This is a genomic window from Pauljensenia sp. UMB10120, from assembly GCF_030212035.1.
In the GTDB taxonomy this organism is placed as follows: domain Bacteria; phylum Actinomycetota; class Actinomycetes; order Actinomycetales; family Actinomycetaceae; genus Pauljensenia; species Pauljensenia radingae_A.
The window spans coordinates 18,019-40,153 of sequence record NZ_JASODH010000006.1 but is presented as its reverse complement, the minus strand read 5'-3'; the positions used below and the strand labels follow the sequence as shown (position 1 = coordinate 40,153).

General features: G+C 59.0%; 18 protein-coding genes. 12 read left to right on the top strand and 6 right to left on the bottom strand.

Translation table 11 applies throughout. The annotated features are described in order from the left end of the window. Positions 1 to 39: 39 nt before the first annotated feature. The 9 genes from QP093_RS06920 to QP093_RS06880 all read left to right on the top strand — a co-directional run bounded on the left by QP093_RS06920 (position 40) and on the right by QP093_RS06880 (position 12,086). Complete coding sequence (locus tag QP093_RS06920) at positions 40 to 2,490, top strand: alpha-ketoacid dehydrogenase subunit alpha/beta (protein ID WP_285015887.1); 2,451 nt, start codon at positions 40 to 42, stop codon at positions 2,488 to 2,490. Between the two features lie 139 nt (positions 2,491 to 2,629). Further along, positions 2,630 to 3,943, top strand: coding sequence for a PHP domain-containing protein (locus QP093_RS06915; protein WP_285015885.1), 1,314 nt, complete (start codon positions 2,630 to 2,632; stop codon positions 3,941 to 3,943). Positions 3,944 to 3,986: 43 nt separating this feature from the next. Next, positions 3,987 to 5,027 carry an SDR family NAD(P)-dependent oxidoreductase gene (locus tag QP093_RS06910; protein ID WP_058237459.1) on the top strand — a complete coding sequence of 347 codons (1,041 nt, stop codon included), beginning with the start codon at positions 3,987 to 3,989 and terminating at the stop codon, positions 5,025 to 5,027. A gap of 31 nt (positions 5,028 to 5,058) precedes the next feature. Beyond that, positions 5,059 to 6,336 carry a zinc-binding dehydrogenase gene (locus QP093_RS06905; protein ID WP_058237458.1) on the top strand — a complete coding sequence of 426 codons (1,278 nt, stop codon included), beginning with the start codon at positions 5,059 to 5,061 and terminating at the stop codon, positions 6,334 to 6,336. Between the two features lie 123 nt (positions 6,337 to 6,459). Further along, complete coding sequence (locus tag QP093_RS06900; protein WP_058237457.1) at positions 6,460 to 7,302, top strand: prephenate dehydratase; 843 nt, start codon at positions 6,460 to 6,462, stop codon at positions 7,300 to 7,302. A 170-nt stretch (positions 7,303 to 7,472) separates the two neighbouring features. After that, complete coding sequence (locus QP093_RS06895) at positions 7,473 to 7,832, top strand: hypothetical protein (RefSeq protein ID WP_285015882.1); 360 nt, start codon at positions 7,473 to 7,475, stop codon at positions 7,830 to 7,832. Between the two features lie 2 nt (positions 7,833 to 7,834). Next, positions 7,835 to 10,546 (top strand): hypothetical protein, encoded by a 2,712-nt coding sequence (locus QP093_RS06890; protein ID WP_285015880.1) that lies wholly within the window; start codon positions 7,835 to 7,837, stop codon positions 10,544 to 10,546. Between the two features lie 34 nt (positions 10,547 to 10,580). Continuing rightward, positions 10,581 to 11,201 (top strand): hypothetical protein, encoded by a 621-nt coding sequence (locus tag QP093_RS06885; RefSeq protein ID WP_285015877.1) that lies wholly within the window; start codon positions 10,581 to 10,583, stop codon positions 11,199 to 11,201. Positions 11,202 to 11,417: 216 nt separating this feature from the next. Next, positions 11,418 to 12,086, top strand: a complete 669-nt coding sequence (locus QP093_RS06880; protein ID WP_285015875.1) for a CDP-alcohol phosphatidyltransferase family protein — start codon at positions 11,418 to 11,420, stop codon at positions 12,084 to 12,086. On the opposite strand, the gene QP093_RS06875 is transcribed toward QP093_RS06880, so the two are convergent. The 6 genes from QP093_RS06875 to QP093_RS06850 all read right to left on the bottom strand — a co-directional run bounded on the left by QP093_RS06875 (position 12,083) and on the right by QP093_RS06850 (position 17,807). Next, the gene (locus tag QP093_RS06875; RefSeq protein ID WP_285015874.1) at positions 12,083 to 12,967 is read right to left on the bottom strand and encodes a hypothetical protein; all 885 of its coding nucleotides are present in this window, start codon (positions 12,965 to 12,967) and stop codon (positions 12,083 to 12,085) included. The genes QP093_RS06880 and QP093_RS06875 overlap by 4 nt on opposite strands. Before the next feature lie 309 nt (positions 12,968 to 13,276). Next, the gene (locus tag QP093_RS06870) at positions 13,277 to 15,847 is read right to left on the bottom strand and encodes a DEAD/DEAH box helicase (protein WP_350309980.1); all 2,571 of its coding nucleotides are present in this window, start codon (positions 15,845 to 15,847) and stop codon (positions 13,277 to 13,279) included. Further along, a complete protein-coding gene (locus QP093_RS06865) occupies positions 15,840 to 16,319 on the bottom strand; it encodes a YbjN domain-containing protein (protein WP_070725261.1) in 480 nt (159 codons plus the stop codon). The genes QP093_RS06870 and QP093_RS06865 overlap by 8 nt, the downstream gene beginning before the upstream one ends. Beyond that, positions 16,316 to 16,771, bottom strand: a complete 456-nt coding sequence (locus tag QP093_RS06860) for a hypothetical protein (RefSeq protein ID WP_058237451.1) — start codon at positions 16,769 to 16,771, stop codon at positions 16,316 to 16,318. The genes QP093_RS06865 and QP093_RS06860 overlap by 4 nt, the downstream gene beginning before the upstream one ends. A gap of 71 nt (positions 16,772 to 16,842) precedes the next feature. Continuing rightward, positions 16,843 to 17,331 carry a YbjN domain-containing protein gene (locus tag QP093_RS06855; RefSeq protein WP_285015870.1) on the bottom strand — a complete coding sequence of 163 codons (489 nt, stop codon included), beginning with the start codon at positions 17,329 to 17,331 and terminating at the stop codon, positions 16,843 to 16,845. A 2-nt stretch (positions 17,332 to 17,333) separates the two neighbouring features. Next, positions 17,334 to 17,807: a hypothetical protein gene (locus QP093_RS06850; protein WP_285015867.1), complete on the bottom strand. Its 474-nt coding sequence runs from the start codon at positions 17,805 to 17,807 to the stop codon at positions 17,334 to 17,336. 285 nt (positions 17,808 to 18,092) lie between these two features. Here QP093_RS06850 and QP093_RS06845 point away from each other — a divergent pair, with 285 nt between their 5' ends. The 3 genes from QP093_RS06845 (at position 18,093) to QP093_RS06835 (ending at position 22,117) form a co-directional block, all read left to right on the top strand. Next, positions 18,093 to 19,124 (top strand): phosphatase PAP2 family protein, encoded by a 1,032-nt coding sequence (locus tag QP093_RS06845; RefSeq protein ID WP_285015865.1) that lies wholly within the window; start codon positions 18,093 to 18,095, stop codon positions 19,122 to 19,124. A gap of 330 nt (positions 19,125 to 19,454) precedes the next feature. Continuing rightward, a complete protein-coding gene (locus tag QP093_RS06840) occupies positions 19,455 to 21,308 on the top strand; it encodes a ribonucleoside triphosphate reductase (RefSeq protein WP_285015863.1) in 1,854 nt (617 codons plus the stop codon). Further along, the gene (locus tag QP093_RS06835) at positions 21,305 to 22,117 is read left to right on the top strand and encodes an anaerobic ribonucleoside-triphosphate reductase activating protein (RefSeq protein ID WP_285015861.1); all 813 of its coding nucleotides are present in this window, start codon (positions 21,305 to 21,307) and stop codon (positions 22,115 to 22,117) included. Before QP093_RS06840 ends, QP093_RS06835 begins: the two co-directional genes overlap by 4 nt. The last annotated feature ends 18 nt before the right edge of the window (positions 22,118 to 22,135 follow it).

The window sequence follows — 22,135 nt, the reverse complement described above, 5'->3', positions numbered from 1 at the left end:
CACCGACGTAACTGATTAGAAGTAGGCGAAAGAAAGAACATGACGAAGTCACTGACAGTTGACCCGGCGAAGGTCCGCGCGTCCGGAAAGATCACCATTCCAGATATTCCGATCAACCAATACACGTTCGACCTTGACACCGAGGTCGGCCGATACGGCAAAGATGGCATGGTGCAGATGCTCCACGACATGATCGCGGTGCGCACATTTGAATCCATGCTTGATTCCATCAAGAAGACCGGCGGATGGCAGGGCGTGGAATACAACCACCGTGGCCCCGCCCACCTGGGAATCGGTCAGGAAGCCGCATACGTCGGCCAGTCCTTTGTGCTGACCCCCGACGATTTCATCTTCGGCTCTCACCGCTCACACGGTGAGATCCTGTCCAAGTCCTTCTCAGCTGCACGCCAGTACGAGGACGCTGATCTGGAAGCAGTTATGAAGGGCTTCCTCGACGGTGAAACGCTGGGACTGGCCGAAGAAATCGGGTACGAGAACCTGCGTGAGCTGTCCGAAAACTTCATCCTGTTCGGCACGCTGGCGGAGATCTTCGCCCGTAAGGCAGGCTTCAACCGCGGCATGGGCGGCTCGATGCACGCCTTCTTCCAGCCTTTCGGTTCCATGCCGAACAACGCCATTGTTGGCGGCTCGGCACCCATTGCTACGGGCGCAGCGCTCTACAAGCGCATTAACCGCAAGCCCGGCATCGTGGTGGCCAACGTCGGTGACGCAGCCTTGGGCTGTGGCCCGGTATGGGAAGCCATCCAGCTGGCATCGATGGATCAGTACCGCACGCTGTGGCGCGAAGAAGACGGCGGCAACCCGCCGATCATGTACAACTTCTTCAACAACTTCTACGGAATGGGCGGCCAGACCTCCGGCGAAACAATGGGATACGACGTTTTGGCCCGCGTTGGCGCAGGTGTCAACCCCGAAGCCATGCACGCCGAACGCGTCGACGGCATTAACCCGCTGGCCGTTGCAGATGCCGTCACGCGCAAGAAGAAGATCCTGGAAGAAGGTCGCGGACCTGTCCTCATGGACACCCTGACCTACCGCTTCTCAGGCCACTCCCCGTCCGACGCCTCCAGCTATCGCGACAAGGCTGAAGTGGATCTGTGGGAGGAAGTCGACTGCATCAAGACATACTCTGAGCTGCTCATCTCCAACGGCCTGGTCTCCCAAGGCGACATCGATGACTTCTCCGCGAAGTTCACCGAGAAGCTCACCAAGGTGCTGGTGCTGGCATCCGACGATGAGAAGTGTCCGCGTGTGGGATCCGAGTACGTCGAAAACGCCATGTTCTCCAACACGCCCACCGAGGCAATGGAGGAGGGCGAATCTGAAATCACCCTCGAGGACAACCCGCGTATCAAGGCTTTGTCCAAGAAGATCCGCTCTTCGCGCGACGAGAACGGCAAGCCCGTCTCGAAGATGAAGATGTTCCAGTTCCGTGACGCCCTGTTCGAAGCCATGATTCATCGCTTCTCCGTCGATCCGACGATGGCGGCATGGGGCGAAGAGAACCGCGACTGGGGTGGCGCATTCGCCGTCTACCGTGGCCTGACCGAAGCACTGCCGTACCGTCGCCTGTTCAACTCGCCGATTTCCGAAGCAGCGATTGTCGGTGCCGGTGTTGGGTACGCGATCTGTGGTGGCCGCGCTGTTGCAGAACTCATGTACTGCGACTTCCTGGGCCGCTCCGGTGACGAAGTGTTCAACCAGATGGCCAAGTGGCAGGCAATGGCCGCGGGCCTGATCAAGATGCCACTGGTGCTGCGCGTGTCTGTCGGCAACAAGTACGGTGCGCAGCACTCACAGGACTGGACAGCTCTGACCGCTCACATCCCTGGCCTGAAGGTATACTTCCCGGCCACGCCAACCGACGCAAAGGGCATGTTGAATCTGGCGCTGCACGGCACGGATCCCGTGGTCTTCTTCGAATCCCAGCAGCTGTACGACAAGGGCGAAGACTTCGAAGAGGGGGGCGTGCCCGAGGGCTACTACGAAACACCTGAAGGTGAGCCCGCCGTCCGCCGCGAAGGCAAGGACATCACCATTGCAACCCTGGGCGCAACGCTCTACCGTGCGCTTGAAGCAGCCGACATTCTGGAAGAAAAGTACGGCATGTCCGCTGAGGTCATCGACCTGCGCTTCGTCTGCCCGCTGAACTACGACAAGCTGATCGAATCAGTGAAGAAGACAGGCCGCCTGCTGCTGAGCTCGGACGCGTGTGAACGCGGCTCGGTGCTGCAGGACGTCGCACAGAACGTGCAGTCACTGGCCTTCGACGCACTTGACGCACCGGTGACCATCGTGGGATCGCGCAACACCGTGATCCCGGCTGCTGAGCTGGAAAAGACCTTCTTCCCGCAGCCTGAATGGATGATCGATGCCATTCACGAGCGCATTGTTCCACTGCCGGGACACACCCCCACCACCAACCAGACTGAGGGTGAACTGGCACGTCGTAACCGCCTCGGAATCTGAGACATGCGGTGAGACGGCAAAAAGGCTGCTGCCGCCTCACCGCCGTATCCCACCCGCAGCCACAACATATCCAACGGCCACGGTGCTCACTGAGCGATGCCGTGAGCACCTGGCCGACAACGAACCCAGCAGAGGAAATATGAGCGTTCCAGTTACTAACGATGTCAGCCTCTCTCAGAGTGAACGCCTCGATGCTTTGCGTGAGGGCGCCGCACACTTCACGTTCCCTGCGTGGGCGCCAGAATCCAACAACCACATCCACACGTGCTACTCCTTCAGCCCGTACACACCGACCCATGCTGCACTGCGAGCCAGGCAGGCAGGGCTGCGGGTTGTTGGGTCCGTTGACCACGACTCGATCGCTGCCGCCCCGGAAATGAGCGAGGCTTGCCGTATCCTGTCGATGGGTTCGGTGACCGGCTTTGAAATCCGCGCGTTCTTCGACGATACGCCCGACGGCCCGTTTGCATCGCGCAAACTCAACAACCCCGATTCAGCGGGTATGGCCTACCTGACCGTCCAGGGAGTTCCGGCGCCGTCCCGTGAAAAGGCCGATCAGTGGCTTGCACCCAAGCGAGTGGCACGCCTGCAGCGCACCCTCGAAATGGCCGAACGTGCCAACAAGATTTTGGCCGGCCTGAATCTGACTCCCTTCGATCCACAGCGCGACATGGTGGATCACTCCCAATATGCCAACGGCGGCGGAATCACGGAACGCCACTTGCTTGCAGCGATGGCGCGCGCACTGATCAACGGTTTCGGCAGGGGACAGGCTCTGCTTGACGGCTTGGCGACCATGAATGTGGAGGTGCCGGCCCCCCTCGTCGATCGACTGGGAGACGAGGCCAATCCGTACCTGATGTACGACCTGCTCGGCCTGCTCAAATCTGAATACCTGCAGCAGATCTACATTCAGCCTTCTCACGAGGAATGCCCGACCGCCCGCGAGGTCGTCGCCTTTGCTGATTCGATCGGCGCGATCGCGACCTACGCTTACCTGGGAGACGTGTCAGCCTCACCGACAGGAGACAAGAAGGCGGAGAAGTTTGAAGACTCCTTCCTTGATGAGCTGTTCGAAGCTTTGGAGGAACGCGGGTTCAGGGCAGTGACCTACATGCCGCCACGCAATACCGATGAGCAGCTTGCCCGGATTCATGAACTGGCCACGCAGCATGGCATGCTGGAAATCTCCGGTGTGGACATCAACCAGCCGCGCCAATCCTTCAACTGCCCTGAGCTGCGCAGAGAGGAATTTGCCGGACTCAACCAGGCGACCTGGGCACTCGTGGCGCACGAAGCACTCACCAGTGTGGACCCGCAGCTGCACCTGCTGGGATCAGGTCGACTGAGCCCGCAGGACCTGGTGGCCCGCATCGAACAATACGCGCCGCTTGGCCGCGAATACGCCGACGGGACGCCCGCCGAGGACATAGCTTCACGCCTGACGGCGTGATCACAGACTTACCCAAGACCCAAGTGATGTGGAGGAATGAAAGATGAGCGTTGCACCTATCGTGCGCGGAGTGTTTCTGCGCGCACTAGGTCGACCGGTTCTGGTCAGCCGCAGCGACAAGGAAGCAACGATCACGCTGCCTGCAGACGAAGACAGCCTGATCCAGATGAATGACTCGGAGGTGAACGAGCTTCTGGGCGGCGTGAACCTACCGGTCACCGTCAGATGCGGAGACGACATCTTCGAGGTCACCGAAACAGGTAAACGCGGTGAACGCGAGATCTCCGGCAGGATTGCCGTCGTAACGGGCGGTGCGCAGGGCTTCGGTGCTGAAATCGCACGCGGCCTGATCGACCAGGGCTGCTTCGTTTTCATTGCTGACCTCAACGAAGAAGGCGCCCGCGCCAAGGCCGAAGAACTTGGCGAACACGCATGGCCGATCACGGTAGACGTGTCCAACGAGGAATCAGTGGCAGCGATGGCTGAGGAAATTGAGCGCGTGGCCGGCGGGCTTGACCTGGTGGTCTCCAACGCCGGAATCGTGCGCGCTGGAAGCGTCCTGACGCAGGACCCGTCCGCATTCCGCCTGTCCACGAACATCAACTACATTGCGTTCTTCCTGGTCACTCAGGCGTGCGGCAATCTTCTGGCCCGCCAGCACAAGGCTGCACCCCAGTGGCTGACTGACATCATCCAGGTCAACTCCAAGTCCGGCCTGGAAGGATCCAACAAGAACGCCGCCTATGCCGGGTCGAAGTTCGGTGGCCTCGGACTGGTGCAGTCCTTCGCCCTCGAACTGGTCGCCCACGGCATCAAAGTCAACGCTGTGTGCCCGGGCAACTTCCTCGACGGACCACTGTGGTCAGACCCTGATCGCGGACTGTTCGTCCAGTACCTCAACTCAGGGAAGGTACCAGGCGCAAAGACCGTTGCCGATGTGAAGGAATACTACGAAGCGAAGGTGCCGATGCACCGCGGCGCACAGGGCATCGACGTTTTGCGCGCCATCTACTACATCGTTGAGCAAGCCTATGAAACTGGCCAGGCGGTGCCCGTCACCGGCGGTCAGGTCATGATGAATTAACAGGGCCACAGGCCGAAAGGAACACATTTCAATGTCCACTCAGACAACAACTGCAGTGCGTATCCACGGAGTGGAGGACCTCCGCCTGGAAACGTTCGACCTGCCTGAAATCGGTGAGGACGAAATCCTCGCTGAAGTCACGTCAGACTCGATCTGCATGTCCACCAACAAGCTCGCACACCAGGGCGAGGCGCACAAACGCGTGCGCGGATCGCTGGCGGAAACCCCGACAATGGTCGGGCACGAATTCTGCGGAACGATCAAGAAGGTCGGCTCCAAGTGGGCTGACCAGTTCACACCCGGCATGAAGTTCGCCATCCAGCCCGCCCTGAACTACAAGGGAACGCTGTGGGCACCGGGATACTCCTACCAGTACATCGGCGGCGACGCGACCTACGTCGTGATCCCCAGCGAGGTCATGGAGTCCAACTGCCTGTTCGAATACAAGGAAGACAGCTTCTTCACCGGCTCCCTGACCGAGCCGTACTCGTGCGTCATCGGCGCATTCAAGGCGCAGTACCACATGAAGCCGAACGACTACACGCACTACATGGGTATTCGCGAGGGCGGCACACTGGCCATGCTCGCATCCGTCGGCCCGATGGGACTGGCCGGCCTGGACGTGGCACTGCATCAGGAGCGCAAGCCGCGCCGTATCGTCGTCACCGACATTGCACAGGATCGCCTCGATCGTGCAGCCGCGCTGCTGACCGTTGAAGATGCGAAGAAGAACGGCATCGAGCTTCACTACGTCAACACCGGCGACATGGAGGATCCGGTCGCGGAGCTGACAAAGATCAACGAGGGCGAACTGTTTGATGACGTCTTCGTGTTCGCTCCGGTGCGTCCGGTCGTGGAGCTCGGCTCGAAGCTGCTGGCTCGCGAAGGCTGCATGAACTTCTTCGCCGGTCCGCCGCGTAACGATTTTGAGGCGACGATCAACTTCTACGATATCCACTACTCAGGTCACCACTACGTGGCCACAACCGGTGGCACGTACGAGGACGTCGCTGATGCGATCGATATGTTTGAATCAGGCAAGCTGAACCCGGCCGTCCTGGTCACCCACATCGGTGGTCTGAACGTGGTCGAGGAAACGACGCTGAATCTGCCGAACATTCCCGGTGGCAAGAAGCTGATCTACACCCACAAGAGGCTGGATCTGGTCGCAATTGACGACTTCGCTGAGCGCGGCAAGACGGATCCGTTCTATGCGGAGCTGGATCGCCTGTGCAAGGCGAACAACGGTCTGTGGAACAAGCAGGCTGAAGAATACCTCCTGGAGCACGCGCCGTCGATTGACGAGTAGCATCGTCGCGCGTCATGGGTCGCCCTCGTTCATTGTGATGGACGAGGGCGACCCATAATCGCTTCTGTAGATCCTGCTCACACGATGTGAGAAGAACGCTGCCGCCCTGATAGCCTAATTTTCATGACACGCGGGATGACAGTTGCGATACAGGGAGAGGCCGGATCGAATTCCGAAGTGGGTGCTCTCCAACTCTTTCCGGACGCAACGATTGCGCCCTGCGAGACGTTTACCGCCGCTTTCGATGCGGTGCACGACCAGGCAGCTGATGTAGCAGTAATACCGGTGGAAAACTCCTCGGCCGGTCGCGTCGCAGACCCGCACCAGCTGCTGCCCAACTCTGGCCTGTACATCACCCGTGAACTGTTTCTGCCGATCCACTTCGATCTGGTGGCACCCCAGGGTGCGACACTGGAGTCGATCCGCTCCGTGCGCTCCCACGTCCACGCATTCGGCCAGTGTACGAAACTGTTTGCCAACTGGAAGTGGACGCGCCACATCAGTGCCGATACGGCAGGGGCTGCGCGTGAAGTTGCGATGATGGGGAACCGATCCGTAGCGGCATTGGCTCCCTCGGGAATTGCAGACAAATTCGATCTGGCGGTGCTGCAAAGCCATGTCGAAGACAACGACAACAATGCGACGCGATTCCTTGTCCTGTCGCCCAAGCCAGAGGTGAGCCAGACACGGCCAGCCATCACAACGGTTCTGTTTCGCACCAAGAACGTGCCTGCCGCGCTGTACAAATGCCTGGGCGGATTCGCGACGAACTCGGTGAACATGACAAAGCTGGAAAGCTACCAGCTGGGGGGCTCTTTCTGCGCCACGCAGTTTTATGTCGACCTCGATGGGCACATGGAGGATCCAAACGTCAAGCGTGCCCTCGATGAATTGCACTTCTACGTCGCGGACATGAAAGTCATGGGCTGCTACCCGGCGGACCCCTACCGCGAGGAACTGGCGTAGTTCCCTATCGTTGCGGCTGTCTCGGGCCTTCATCTGTGCCTTGTAACCTTTCCTTTTCATGATCGGTGAGGAACATGAAAAGAAAATAGTCAGAACTATTGACTGACAGTCAATTCTCCATTTAATGTAGTAACGCCTGAGTTCCTCCGAGACGAGAGATTGACAGTTCGATGGCTGACTTGGAATTCGATCGCGCTGCCGTTGGTGTGAGCGCGAAGAAAGATTGGACCGATTCTGAAGAATTCGGGAGAATCGGTGCTGTTGCCAGACAGATTTCCATAGTGGGAATTGCGAAGAATCTGCCAGAAGGCCCGAACGAAGGTGTTCAATCCCTGCGTGATGCAGTGAGGAACTATCGCGATGGCATGAAGGACGTGATCTTTGAGTTTTCGGATGCCTGCGCTGTTCTGGGATCAGGTCAGGAAAAAGCAATTGCCAACTATGACAAAACTGAAGCAGCGAATGAGAATCTCTTCATACGAGATGTCCGTGAAGGTATCGCAGTGCTGAGTGAGAGGTTGGGAGGCTGACTATGGCTGGTGCTGACGAACTGCCCACCCCGCCTGATATCCAGGCAGGCGCGAACGCGTATGCCGACGATTTCGAGATGGTGAGTAAACGTATCGCGAACACCCAAATCGCATCTGGAGCAGATCAGGTGCCGGGCTGGGAAGGCCAGGCTGCTCAAAAGTACTGTTCGGAAGCTCAATCACTGTCGAAACACGTCTCCACATTGGCTAAATCATTTTCAAAGCCTGTGAATTCACTACGGGACTGGGCTCACACTGTAGGCGAAGCCATCCGCAAGGTTGAGCGGTGGCAGCAGGAATGGGATGACGCTGAAGCAGAAGCTACGCAGAGAATCAACGCGCTCAATGCCGACAGAGACGCCCGACAAAACACAAACAATCCGATGGATCGTCTTGAGTACAGCCGGAGCCATGGAGAGATCATTGAGTCAAAAGATATTCAGCAGACTCGTCTGAGAGAATCTTATAAAAATGAGATGGAAAGACTGGATAGTGAGGCGTCAGCTACTGCGTCCGCTTTAACCGGATCAATCAATTCAATCGTATCGGCTGCTGATCGCAAGGGTGGGCGAGACTCGATAGGAAAGAGCCTATTCGACGACATGCCGCTGGTAGATGGCCAGGCCGAATGGGAATACTGTCAGGGCATAGCGGACGACGCTGCTGATCTTCTTGATATGTCTTCCCCGGATCTCATTGAAAACATCAAGGAATTCAATAAGAAATATGCTGATGATCTGGATAACCCGTTCTTTGCCAATGCGCTTGCCGAACGGGTACCTCCTGAGGATATGGCCCGATTTGTGGCGAGGATGGGGGATCTCAAGGGACAGATTGTTGATCCAGGGACTCATGAAATTGACACCGATTTCGATAAAGCAATCGAAAATGTGACGCGTTCGCTGGGAACAGCCATGGCCCTGTCAACTGGGGGAATGAATGGTGATCCTGCATACCAGAGTGCCCAGAACAGTTTCAACGTGGTGCAAGACGGCCTGATGGCATCTGATGGACAGCATTATTCCGCTGTTCAGGAGCATAATCTGGATGGCTTGAAGGAGTATGGCCGCACGCTTGTCGACTCTTTCGGAGAACCTGTAGACCCCAATTTCGCGGGGATGACTGGAACTCATTATGGCTATGAATATGTTGGGCATATGCTCGGCGTAGCGTCAGAAAATGAAAACATTTCACTTGGCGGAGGATTCGTTGAAGATTACAACGGGAAAGACTCGATAGCTCGCGACATTATCACCTGGGATAATGAGCATCCTGAATTGCGACAAAACGCCTTCCCGTACTCTTCATGGAATGGCTCGCAAATGCCTGGAGGCAGCTACGGTGCCTACGGCTGGACACTTGATCCTGTCACCTCCATGATGAAATTGATGGATATGCCCGACTCCTTTGCCGATGGGACACCGGATTCTTTGTCTGCCGCAGAAACTGACCGCGCAGATGGTGTGCGTAACCTGCTTGCCAGTAACACTGATTTTGATGTTGACGGCGGGACGATGTCGATGACGGAGTACCTGACAGGGCACCGCGCTATTACTGATATCTTCAGTGGATGGACTGATCAGGGAGATGCATTTGGTGAGGTCATTGCGCAAAATACGATGCTTGTTGACAAGCCTGACGTCTCTCCCGCCGATCCAGCGTATGCAGAATGGGCGGATCGTGAGAAGAAATCTGCGCAAATCACCATGGATTTTGTTCAGGGGTATCAAGATGGCCTGAAAGACTTTGGAGAATCACAAGGCGAAAATCGCTTCGGCATGATGAACAGTCAACTGAGAAGCTGGGCTGGCGTCGCGCTTGCGCCTCGAGTTGATAATCTTCTGTCCGAAATCGGTTCTGGGTCGAGTGCTGAAAACACCGTAGCGGAAATGGGTCTGAATGATGATCGGGCATCGTTTGCGTTCTCTAAAGGTCTCAGGAAATCGCTTCTGGGTGAGAAGAGCCTGCTGACTGATTTGGCATTTGATCATCCGGTGAAAATGGATGACGGTTCGTACATCGGTGGACGCGGACCCGCAATTGATAATCTGCGACTTTCGGCAATTGAGAAGTTCCAGGAAGACGTCGATGGTTCGTCGCCGACAACAGCAGGCGTACAAAACATTGCTCAAAAATGGGCGCCCGGTTTCAATCAATTGTTCGGTGCGCACGGAGCCGCAGACGGGGCTCATGCCGAATGGCTTGACGAAACCAACAAACGCTGGCGAGAGCTCGCTGAGGGCGGCCTTGGTGCAGCAGGACTGCCAGGCAAGATTCCTGGCGCCGGTAAAGTCACGCAGTTTATCGCGGGTCAGGCACTCGGTGCCGGAACTGACATGGCTCTTGACCAATTTCTGCCGACCAATCACGCTGAACTGGCGCAGGCTTCACGCATTAATGATCAGGAAGTTGCGCGTACTTTGATGGCTCAGTCGTTGTACTCACGTTATGCCGATTCGGAAGTCATGGGCGCGCCAGTTATGGGCAAACAGCCTGATGGGAGCTTTTTGAGCACTCGCTCTGGTGCCGGTTTGGACGACTATTACAATTCTGATGGGACGTTGAAAGACTATGAGGATCTTTCACCGGAACAACGCTCGGCTTTCCAGAATTTCATCAACAATAATGAGAATACTGCGAATATTGAGCACGAAGTCAATTCGGTGTTCAATGACACTCAGCAAAATGAAAAGAACGCGCAAGGCGGGAACTAAGGACTCATTGAATCGCATGGAAGGCTGTTGAAAGATGAGGAGACTGTGGCGGTATGCACTGGTCACCATTGGACTTGTTTCACTGGGGCACTTGAACGGATGCGCCGTCACGTCGGGACAGTCGGAATCATCCATGTCGGATTCGACGCAGTGCATGCAATCTTCCGATGATGACCAATCCAAGGAGGTCAGCACCATGAATATTGACTTGCCCAGCGGGTGGGTCATCCGTGAAACTCCGGATAATCCGACAGTGGATTATCGGATTGAAGCGTCCACTGATCCGGCTTCAAACGCAACGGCCGAAGTTGTGCGCTACCACATTTTCGACTGGGGCGACATCGATACAAAAGAACCTCGCTCTGATCCGATGGAACTGATTCCAGATCCTGCTGACATGCGAGAAGACAGAATCAAACTCGCTCAGGAGAACTCTCGCGTGTCCAACACTGAGGCATTGCCTGATCGGAGTATCGACGGCTGTCAGGCCACGGGACTGACTTTCGTTGCGGATGAGGATGAGGGTGCTGTTGAGACCATGATTGTGTACGTGGCTCGACCTGATGGCATGTGGGTGATGACCCTTCGAAGTGCGCAGAACGAGGCGCTGCCGCACGAACTCGTGTCCGCCCTCGACACCGTGACGTGGAGCTGAACGCGCCGCGCAGGTAACCGGAGCCGATCATCTGGCTCCATCGCAGGTGATGTGCCCAACGATCGCCGGAATGAGCAGTTTTTTCGTGTATTGTCTCGTTCAGCATCGTTGTAGGCAACAATCGAGGGAAACATGAGCGCAGACACTCACGCGGTGAACGAGACACAGTGGTCCATTGAACGACGAGTGACCGTATGGTGCATCCATGCTTTCACCATGAGCGGTCTGCTCTGGGCACTGCTGGCAGTCGACTCACTGCGCTCGGGCCACATCAAGATGATGTGGCTGTGGCTGGGAATTGCGCTGATTGTGGACGCTGTTGACGGGCCAATGTCACGCGCGGCTGACGTGACGAAAGTGGTCCCGTGGTTCTCCGGTGTGATGATGGATAACGTCGTGGACTATCTGACGTGGACATTCATTCCAGCGGTGTTCATGTTCCTTTACATTCCGCTTGGGCCGGGCAAATGGCCAATCCTTGCTGCAGCACTGGTCCTCGGCTCATCCATGTTCTGTTACGCCAACACGAAGATGAAGTCCTCGGACTGGTATTTTGTAGGGTTCCCGGCAGCGTGGAACGTCGTCGCTATTATCATGTGGTTGTTCGCGACGCCCTCGTGGTTCAACTGGCTGATCGTCGTGATTTTCTCCGTGTTGGCCCTCATTCCGTTCAAGTGGATCCACCCCTTCAGAGTCACTCATCTGCGCATCTTCAACGCCACGGCCGCCGCCTTGTGGGTCGTGACAACTGCGGTGATGGTGGCGTTGTACCCGGCTCGCCCGCTGTGGCTCATGATCGTGTGGCTCGTGGCTGGCGTGTGGCTGATGGTCGTCAGCGCAGAACGTACCGTACGAGGGCGCCCCTCCAAACGCCACGTGTCCTAATCAGGCTCGATGCTGGAGAGCTGGCGATTGGCACGCCGGTCCAGCCAGTACTTGAAACCTTCGAGCACGAAGGCAGAGGCAATCAGTAGTGCGATGATCACGATGACGTATCCCGGGTAGTTTCTGCCGTTGAGCCCGAAGTACACATAGGGTGCGACGAAGGTAATGACGGTGACGGCCAGTCCTGCCATGCGTTTGAGGAAATGCGCGGCCGTCACCATCGTGAGCACGCCCCACGTGTAGGGAATCGCCGTCGTCAGGTCGATGAGCCACAACAACAGAAGCGAGCCGTGGAATTCGCGCACATACGACACGGGCAACACGCGCAGCGCCGAGTAGATCAGCACAACCGCGTAAGCCAGGAACTTCGGATTCGTCAGTATTCGCGTGACCATGAAACGGTGTTGTAGGCGGATACCTGCCTGCGTGAGGCCGCGGTAAGTGGAAGCTGAAACTAAAAGTGCATCCAGGCCGGTGAGGGCATGGTGAAGGAACGCCAGGTCCTCAGGTCTGCCTCGTTCCAGAAGGAATGGGATTAACAGACGCGGGGCTACGCCGATGGGCTGGCATTGCTGCCCCTCGTAGGTCTGCACGGGTCCGAGCTCGTGGAGCAGGTCGGGGGCCAGCCACTGTTCCCAGTGCGCGCGATCGGTGGGCGTCATCATCAAAAGCCAGAGCCGTTCGCGTTTTCGTACCGAGTCACGCAGCGTGACCTGCAGTTCGCGGATATTGTCAGGGCGAGTGGGATCAATGACGCGGGAGAATTCGCGGACGTGGCGATCCCGCAGGTCGCCTGTGCGTTCGACACCTGCAGCTTCGCGCACGGACACCGGGTCGAGGCTGATGTCGCTGGCGAATGAGATTCCCAGAAGAAGATGCACCTACCCACAGTACATGTCGAGACCTCTCGCGCGGCAAAAGGTGCGCCGGTAGTGACGTATCTGCAAGGCTGAGGTGTTGGAGGTAAGCAGACGCGATGTGTAGACGCACTGAGGGGCCGGTCAGCAGACCGGCCCCTCAGGCATCCCATCAACACAGTGCGAGTCTAATCGAGAAACAGCTCCCTTAAAACAGTCGCTATAGAACCTCGTTGGCTCGATGGTGTCAACACTACGGGCCCTACCTTGGAATAGCTTTGAGCGAACCTTAAAAATCCCTGTGAATTTTGGTCCTGTGGTGAGGTCCTCGACTCAGGATCTGACGGTCGCGGGGCAGGAAGACAAAGCTTCGGGAGAAGCAGACGGTGTGGGCGAATCCGAGGGCGCCGCCTCCTCCGGCGGGCAGTGACTGGCCAGGAACTCCAGCACCGCGATCGCGCCGGCCTTCGACAGCGGCTCGTTGCCGTTGCCGCACTTGGGAGATTGCACGCACGATGGGCACCCGTCCGAACACAGACACTCCTGCAGGCGCGTCACAGTTGCCTGCACCCACCGCGCAGCGTGCGCACACCCGTACATCGCATAGCCAGCACCGCCGCGATAGGCATCGAACACAAAGACGGTAGGCGCGTCAGTGTCCTCGTGCAGCGCGGTCGACAGCCCGCCCAAGTCCCAGCGGTCACAGGTCGCCAGCAGCGGTAGCAGTGCAATCATCGCGTGCTCAGCGCCATGCAAAGCGCCCGGCAGTTCAGCTTGCGTCAGGCCAATGCTGCGCAGTGCACCGGGAGCCAGAGTGAACCACACGCCTACAGTCTCCAGCGTGTGGGACGGCAACGACAGCTCGCGGTTACGGATGAATTCCAGGCCCGGAAGTCGAAGCAGGTCGTAGTCAGTGACTCTAGTGGTGACGTCAACCTCGCCGGTGTGCCACGTGACCGCGCCATCTGCACTGTGCCACTCCTGGGATGTACTTACGATGGAGACAGCAACGTGTTGTTTCGCGCGGGTGCGCAGCTGCGTTGAGACAGGTTCGACGAGGGCGACCCGTCCGCCGTCACCAGGTGACAGCGGTGCCAGGCTCAGTACGTGATAGGTGCGCCCTTGATGCAGGTAGATGGCATCTGGAAAAACCTGAGCGTCGGCGGATCCCTCGTCGACTGTGCCGATGACGGTGCCGGTGGCCTGATCGATGATCTGGACTTCGCCGCCGCCCCCTCGTAAATCGGTCAGATCAGCTGCGCGGTCGCCGCGCGTGACATCCCAGTACCACCCTGCCGGGCGGCGCACCAAAAGCCCCTGATCAGCCAGGTCATCGAACATAGAGGTGTCACCGTCAGGCAGACCGAAGCAAGCGGCATCGTCAGCGGTCAGCGGCAGCTCCTGAGCGGCGGCACACAGGTGAGGCGCCAGGACCCACGGATTGAGCGGATCAATGACCGCGGCTTCAACCTCCCGGGTGAGTTCGTCGGGGTGATGGATGATGTAGGAGTCGAGCGGATTGTCGCTGGCGATGAGGATCGAAAGGCCGCGCGCTCCGGCCCGACCGGCACGGCCCACCTGCTGCCACAAGGATGCGCGCGTACCCGGCCAGCCGACGGTAATGGTCGCGTCCAGTCCGGACACGTCCATGCCCAGTTCCAGTGCATTTGTCGTGGCGACCGCCCTCAGCTGCCCAGACCGCAAAGAACGTTCCAATGCTCGGCGCTCTTCAGGCAGATATCCGCCCCGGTAGGAGGCAACGGACCCAACCAGCGGAGACAATGAGGCAGACAGTATGTCGCGCACATGCGCCGCCAGGGTTTCAGCTCCCACGCGTGAGCGCACGAATGCCAGGAGACGAGCGCCACGCTCCACCAAAGCAGCGATGAGCGAGGCAGCCTCGGACGTGGCGCTGATACGCCACGTGGACGGTGCCTTCTCCAGCACGACCGGCTCATTGTCAGCCAGCGCGTCCAGGAATGCGTCAATGGGGATATCGTCCGGGTCGGGGCGCAACGCAGGCTGCCACAGTATGAGCTGATGCTCACCGGCAGGTGAGCCGTCCTCGGTAATGGCGCAGATGTCCTCACGCCCCGTCATCTGACGGGCGACATCGTGAGGGTCACGCACAGTGGCGGACAACATGATGACGGTGGGGTTCGCACCCAGGTGGCGGGCAATACGCAGCAGGCGGCGAATGACCAGGGCAATGTGGGAGCCAGTCATGCCGCGCCAGTAGTGCAGCTCATCGATGACGATGTAACGCAGGGAAGCCAGCAGTCGTGTCCACCGCTGATGACCAGGCAGCATGACAAAATGCAGGTAATCAGGATTGGTCAAGACGATGTCGGCATGAGCGCGCGCCCAGTCCTTCGCCTCGCGTGGTGTATCACCATCCGCCGTACTCACGCGCACTCCCCACTGCGTGCCCTGCGCCGTGTTGATCCACGTGTGCAGTGCGCTCAACTGGTCGGCGGCAAGCGCCTTCGTGGGGGACAGGTACAACAGTGTGGGCCGGTGGTGCACTTCGGAGATACGCGCCGGCCTGTCGGATGCGGCGTGGTCGGCCAGATCGGACAGAATCGGCACCCATGCGACCAAAGACTTCCCGGAGCCAGTCCCGGTGGCAACAACTGTGTCCTGCCCGGCGTGCACGGCGTCCAGTGCGCGCCGCTGGTGCTCCCACACGTGCTCGATACCCAGGTCAGCGCCCGCGTGTGTGACGGAGGGGTTGATCCACCCAGGCCACGGTGCGGTGCGTGCCGGTCGTGCAGGAATGCTGTGAACGTGGACCAGCCGATCGTCACGCGCACCAATGCGCTCTAGCATCGCAAGAAGGTCGTCGATGCCCGCGCTCAGGGACGAGGGCGCCCTCGTCGAACCGGCACCTGCGACATCAGCCATTGGGACACGACGTATGGGTGAACGCTTGACGCATGTAGGCGATGGCTTCGAGGCCGGCGCTCACCCCTGCTGCGAGGTTGTCGGACAATTGAGCGTCCGTGAGGCCGCACTGCGTGTCAACGGTAAAGTCAGCGCACACCTGGACGTGGTGATCGGGGCTGTTCATCGTGTAGACGGTGGGAATGAACTTCTCACGATTCCACCAGTCGGATGCGGCAAAGAGCTGCTTCTTGCACCGACCAGGCTGCGCATCGGTATCCCACACTGCGCGAACACACAGGAAGCGCTCGCTCGCATCGAAGGAGAAGAGGAAAGGAACCTCCTCGATCACTACTCCGGCTGCCTGATCTTTGACGAGGACACCCAGCTCGTATGTCAACGCGTGGGCGCAGCTGATGACGCGATCCAGGCTGACCGGTGTGGGGCGCGCGGAATCCGCTGAATCAGGCACTGAATGCAGCGACGTGTTCATTGTGCCTCCTCCTCGCGTTCCCATGTGATGAATTCGGGCAGTGTTGCCTCCAGATCGTGGAAGAACGACATGGTCATCGCCATCGAGGTTTCGTAGAACGTGGAGAGCTGCTGGTCGGTCAGACCTGCTGACGTGAGGATGGCGCATTCGGTGTGGAGGCCGAAACTCGTCTGATCTTCCAGGGGCGCCAGGTAAGCCTTGGGCGCTGTGCGCATCGAGTTGCAGGCTTCGATTTCACATTCGAGTGCGTAGAACTGAGCGTCGTTGCGTGCGATGCCTCGCCAGATGCCCCGCATGATCAGCACATTCGGATACGTCGCATCCCACAGGTAAATCGCGTTCGGGGTGGGAACGACGAGTTGGTTGTTTTCCCAGTCATCAAAATGCACGTGATTGCCCGCAAGCAATGTGCGTATGCGCTGGACATCAATGGGACGGGACAACGCAACCATGACGACCTCCTCTGGCTCAGGACGAGTGGCGGATACGTGGAAAAAGTGGGCGCACTGGCATTGCCAACACCCTATGACACGTCATCGCTTTCAGCGCGCTGAGATGTCGGGGCCGTGGTGGTTGGCGGCTGGCTTACGCCGTCAATGAAGTCCAGAGCCTGTCTGCCGCCCTTGAGTCCGACATTGACATTGGTTCGAAGCTGCGCATCTGACAGGCCGTGTGCTGTTGAGACGCGTAGGCGGGTAAAGACGAAGGAACGATCCTGAGCATCGGTCTGGACAAACGCCGTGGGTGTCACCCGCTGCGCATTCCACTGGTTGGCTCGTTCAATTAACGTGCCAGCCTGGCGCGAAAAGACGCGTGTGATCAGGCGCGCAGCACTGACAGTCAGCCACGGATCGTCGCCCTCGGAAAGGGAGACGAAAAACAGGTCACTGCCAAGTCTGACCTGAAGCTGTGTCGGGTTGGATGCGGAGGGACGCGGATGTGTGCCCACGTCGCGCAGTGCGCGCTCAATGCGATCCAGGTCGACAGGAAGAATTGCAGGTGCGTCAGACATGGTCAGCGATCCTCCTCGTGCGGCGCGTCCACATCCCAGGTCACCATGTCCGGCAATTGGCGTTCGAGGGCGTGCAGAACTTCAGCAATGGATGCCACCGAGCGCGTGATGAACCCGGTCAGCTGTTCGTCGCTGACGCCGTCCGCAATGATGAGGGTCGTCTCGGCTACGAGCTGGTATCCCTCATCGTCAGCCAGTGGCACGATAAAGAGCTTGGGGCTGAACTCGACTGGATTGATCTTGGCGGCTACCAGTTCAAGTTCGGTGCGGCTGTCTTCATCAGGAGCTTCACCGCGCCAGTGAGCGCGGATACGGAAGAAATCAGGGTGGGACAGATCCCAGGAGTAGAACGCGTTTTGTTCCAGGCTGGTGAACACTGCGTCATCGGTTGGGGAGGGGCGGAAATCGACATGAAGATCCGTCAGAGTCCGGTCCAGTCGGGTCGATGTGACGGGCGACGTCTGTGATGGTGACACGCTCAACCCTCCCTTGCCAGCTGCCGATGCATTTTCATCATATGCGCTTATCGTGCCGTTTCCTGAGCGAGGTGCCCAGGCCTCATTTTCTTCATCCTACGTGAGGGAAAAGAGGGCGGCAGAACTTCGTTGCGAAGAGCCGCAAGATCCTACATGTCTAGACGAGTGTGACTCGCGCGCTTGGGCGGCGCGCGGCCGTGAAACCGTGCTCGGAAGTTGGCGCATCATGGAATACAGTTTCTATCGGGAATGCTCAACACGAACCGAGGAGTAAGCGAGATGGCCATGCCTGACGAGCCTCGCCCTGACGTGCGGCAGGTGCCCGAAGATGGTGCTGGTCAGCGCGCAGCCGGACCACCGGCCTCATCCACATCGCCGTCCGCGCCCTACCAAATCGGGCCATCATCTCGCCCGGCGCAGCAGTGGGCCGCCCGCCCGGATGGATACAGCGCACGGCTGTTCCGCCGGATTGTGTCAGCCGTGGTGTATATCGTCGTGATCGTGGTGACGACTCGCGGCGCCGTCTTCACGGCAGTTGGGCAGGCCTGGGATACGGCATTGATGGAAACGCTGGCCACGTGGCGCCCCACTGTTGCGCCGGTGGGCCGCATCCTGGTTCACCTGGCCTCCTGGCAGGCCGTCGTTGTCATGTGTGTCGTTGTCGCGGCCGTTGCGATTGCGCGCAGGCGGTGGCACCTGGCCGTGCGTGCCGTCATCGTCGTCGTTGCGGCAAATCTGACCACGCAGCTGGTCAAACTCCTGATCGTGCGACCGGATCTGGGATCGTCGATCCACATCGCAAACTCACTGCCCTCCGGCCACACAACGTTTGCCGCATCCATCGCGCTCGCCCTGGTCATCGTGGCGCCTCGATGGGTGCGCACCCCGGCCGCCTACGTCGGGTGGATCTGGACCACGCTCATGGCCATGACCGTCATCATGTACGGCTGGCATCGTCCTTCCGATGTTCTGGTCGCAGTGCTGGTGGCCGGCACATGGGCGCAGCTGCTCGCACCCGTTGAACACCGCAGGCGGCACGGCGTGATGGCGCGGCGCATGTTGTCCTTCTTCTGTGGCTGCGCGATCATCTTCGCGCTCCTCATCGCATGGTATTTCATGCCCAACGTCGACATCGTCTCGCACTTTGCGCCGGGCGCGTGGGACATGGGTTACGCACAGTTCGTTGCCAGTGACCCGGCGCGCACCAGGTGGCTCGCCCTGGCCGTCATGTTCATGCTCAGTGGTGTCGCGGGCGCCGTGATGTGCGAGGTGGACCGCCTGTCGTGGGCACAGCCGCAATCTCGCAACAGTCGGTGAAACAGCGGGCGCGGTCGCCCTCGTCAATGACAACACGCACAAAGTGACCGACGAGAGGGACGCTGTGCAACGCCCACTGGGCGAGATGGGGACTTTCGACCCATGCTCGACGAGGGAATCAAAGCTGACACATGCGACACGCCGAACCACGACATCTAGTGGGTGGAATTTAAAACGGCAACTAGATATGGTGTTCACGCAACGTCGACAAGGACGACGGCCTGACGCCGCAGCAGCCCGAGTGCGGGCTGTTTTCCCTGTGACGAAACCCCCGACGCGTGGCGGGCTTTCCGCGCGTCGACCCCACATCAAGGCAGAGGAGACTGAACCGTGCGCTATGACGTAGATGCCATCAGCACAATTGATGAATACCTGGAACGCTCCGACTGGCGCGTCAATGCGAACGCGAACCAGGGGTACTCCCTGGGCGGTTTAATCCTCAACGCCTCCGGCAAGATGGTCGCAAACTACTGGCTGGAAAAGATCTATTCACCGGAAGCCGGTGAAGCGCACCGCTCGGGAGCCCTGCACATTCACGACCTCGACATGTTCTCCGGGTACTGCGCAGGCTGGTCGCTCAAACGCCTCATCCAGGAAGGCTTCAACGGTGTGCCTGGTGCGATCGCCTCGGCCCCACCCAAACATTTCTCCTCTGCGTGCGGTCAGATCGTCAACTTTCTGGGCACGCTGCAAAACGAGTGGGCCGGTGCGCAGGCGTTTTCATCTTTCGATACCTACATGGCGCCATTCGTCCGCCTCGACAACATGACGTACGAGGAGATCGTCCAGTGCATGCAGGAACTGATCTTCAACCTGAATGTTCCTTCACGCTGGGGCTCGCAGTGCCCGTTCACGAACCTCACGTTCGACTGGACATGCCCCGACGATCTGATGGATGAAGCTCCGCTGATTGGCGACGAGATCTGCGACTTCACCTACGGCGACCTGCAGCATGAAATGGACCTGATCAACCAGGCGTTTATCGAAGTGATGACCGGGGGAGACGCTGACGGACGTGTCTTCACGTTCCCGATCCCGACGTACAACATCACCAGGGACTTCGACTGGAATTCGCCCAACACGCTGCGCCTGTTCGAAATGACCGCGAAGTACGGCCTGCCTTACTTCCAGAACTTCATCAATTCCGATCTGGATCCGCATATGATCCGATCAATGTGCTGCCGATTGCAGTTGGATCTGCGCGAACTGCTCAAGCGCGGCAACGGCCTGTTCGGGTCGGCTGAGCTGACCGGATCGGTGGGTGTGGTCACGCTTAACATGGCGCGTCTGGGCTACCTGTACAAGGGTGACCTGGACGGACTGATCGGTGCGATGGACCAGCTGATCGACATTGCCTCCGACACGCTGGAGCGCAAGCGCGAAACCATTTCCTACCACATGGAACACGGCCTGTTCCCCTACACGCGCCGTTACCTGGGGTCACTGGATAACCACTTCTCCACCATCGGTGTGAACGGCATGAATGAGATGGTCCGCAACTTCACCGACGACCAGATGGACATCACGGATCCGCGTGGACGCGAGATGTGCGAAAAGATCCTCGATCGCGTGCGCGACCGCATGGTGCAGCTGCAGGAATCCACCGGTCACATGTACAACCTGGAGGCCACCCCTGCCGAAGGTACGACGTACCGCTTCGCCAAGGAAGACCGCAAACGCTACCCCGACATCCTGCAGGCCGGCTCCGCCGATCAGCCGTACTACACGAACTCCTCGCAGCTGCCCGTCGGCTACACCGACGACCCATTCCAGGCTCTGGAAGAGCAGGAAGTGCTGCAGGGCAAGTACACGGGCGGCACTGTGCTTCACCTGTACATGGGGGAGCGTGTTTCATCTGCGAAGGCCTGCATGGAAATGGTCCGTCGCTCTCTGACTGCTTTCAAGGTGCCGTACGTGACAATCACGCCGACCTTCTCGATCTGTCCGGTCCACGGGTATCTGGCTGGCGAGCACTTCACGTGTGAACGCTGCGCGGATGCCCACCCGAACAGTGAACCGCAGACGTGTGAGGTGTGGACACGCGTCATGGGGTACTTCCGCCCCGTCCAGTCTTTCAACATCGGCAAGAAGGGTGAGTACGCCGAACGCACAATGTTCACTGAATCAGCCGCCTCTCAGCACGGCGAACTGGTCAGCGCCTTTCCTCCCGTCTCCCTTTCATGAAGGACGAGGCAGGCCGCGGGCGCCTTGTCAACGCCGACGACCTTCAAATAGCTGGGCTCACCCCGATGTCAACGGTGGACTGGCCTGGCAAGCTGGTCGCATCGGTGTTCTGCCAGGGTTGCCCGTGGCTGTGCCCGTACTGCCATAACCACGCGATCATCGATCCGACGATCCCGGGCGTGGTCGCATGGTCATCGGTGGAGGATCTGCTGTCACGGCGCCGCGGACTGCTCGATGGCGTGGTGTTTTCCGGAGGGGAGGCCACACGCCAGCAGGCGCTGATACCGGCGATGCGTCGTGTGCGCGAGATGGGATTCCTGATTGGTTTGCACACCGCAGGGCCGTATCCGCATCGCCTGCGTGATGTGCTGTCTGAGGGTCTGGTGGACTGGGTCGGGATTGATGTTAAAGCGATGCCGGACACGTATCAGGTCGTGGCGGGGCGCCAGGGAGCCGGCACGAAAGCGTGGGAGGCGCTGGACGTGCTGCTCGAGTATGCCGAACGCAGCCCAGGCGCGGATAGCGCTGGTTCGGCTGGCGACGAGGGTGATGACGGTGCGCGCTCGCGGTCGGTGGATTACGAAGTGCGCCTGACGGTGTACCCCGATGGGCCGCGTGACGGTTTGACGGTGGCGAGAGAGGCGTTCCGGCGCGGCGTTCGCCGCTTTGCCTTGCAGCAGGCCAGGGCGATGGGTGCGCCTGACGGTTTCCGCTCCGACGCGGTGGGGTGGAATGACCAGGTTGAGGCGCTGGCCCGCGACATCGAACAGATCGGGTTCGACACCTTCGCCTATCGGCCCGCGCACTGAATAGGTGAGTGCGATGAC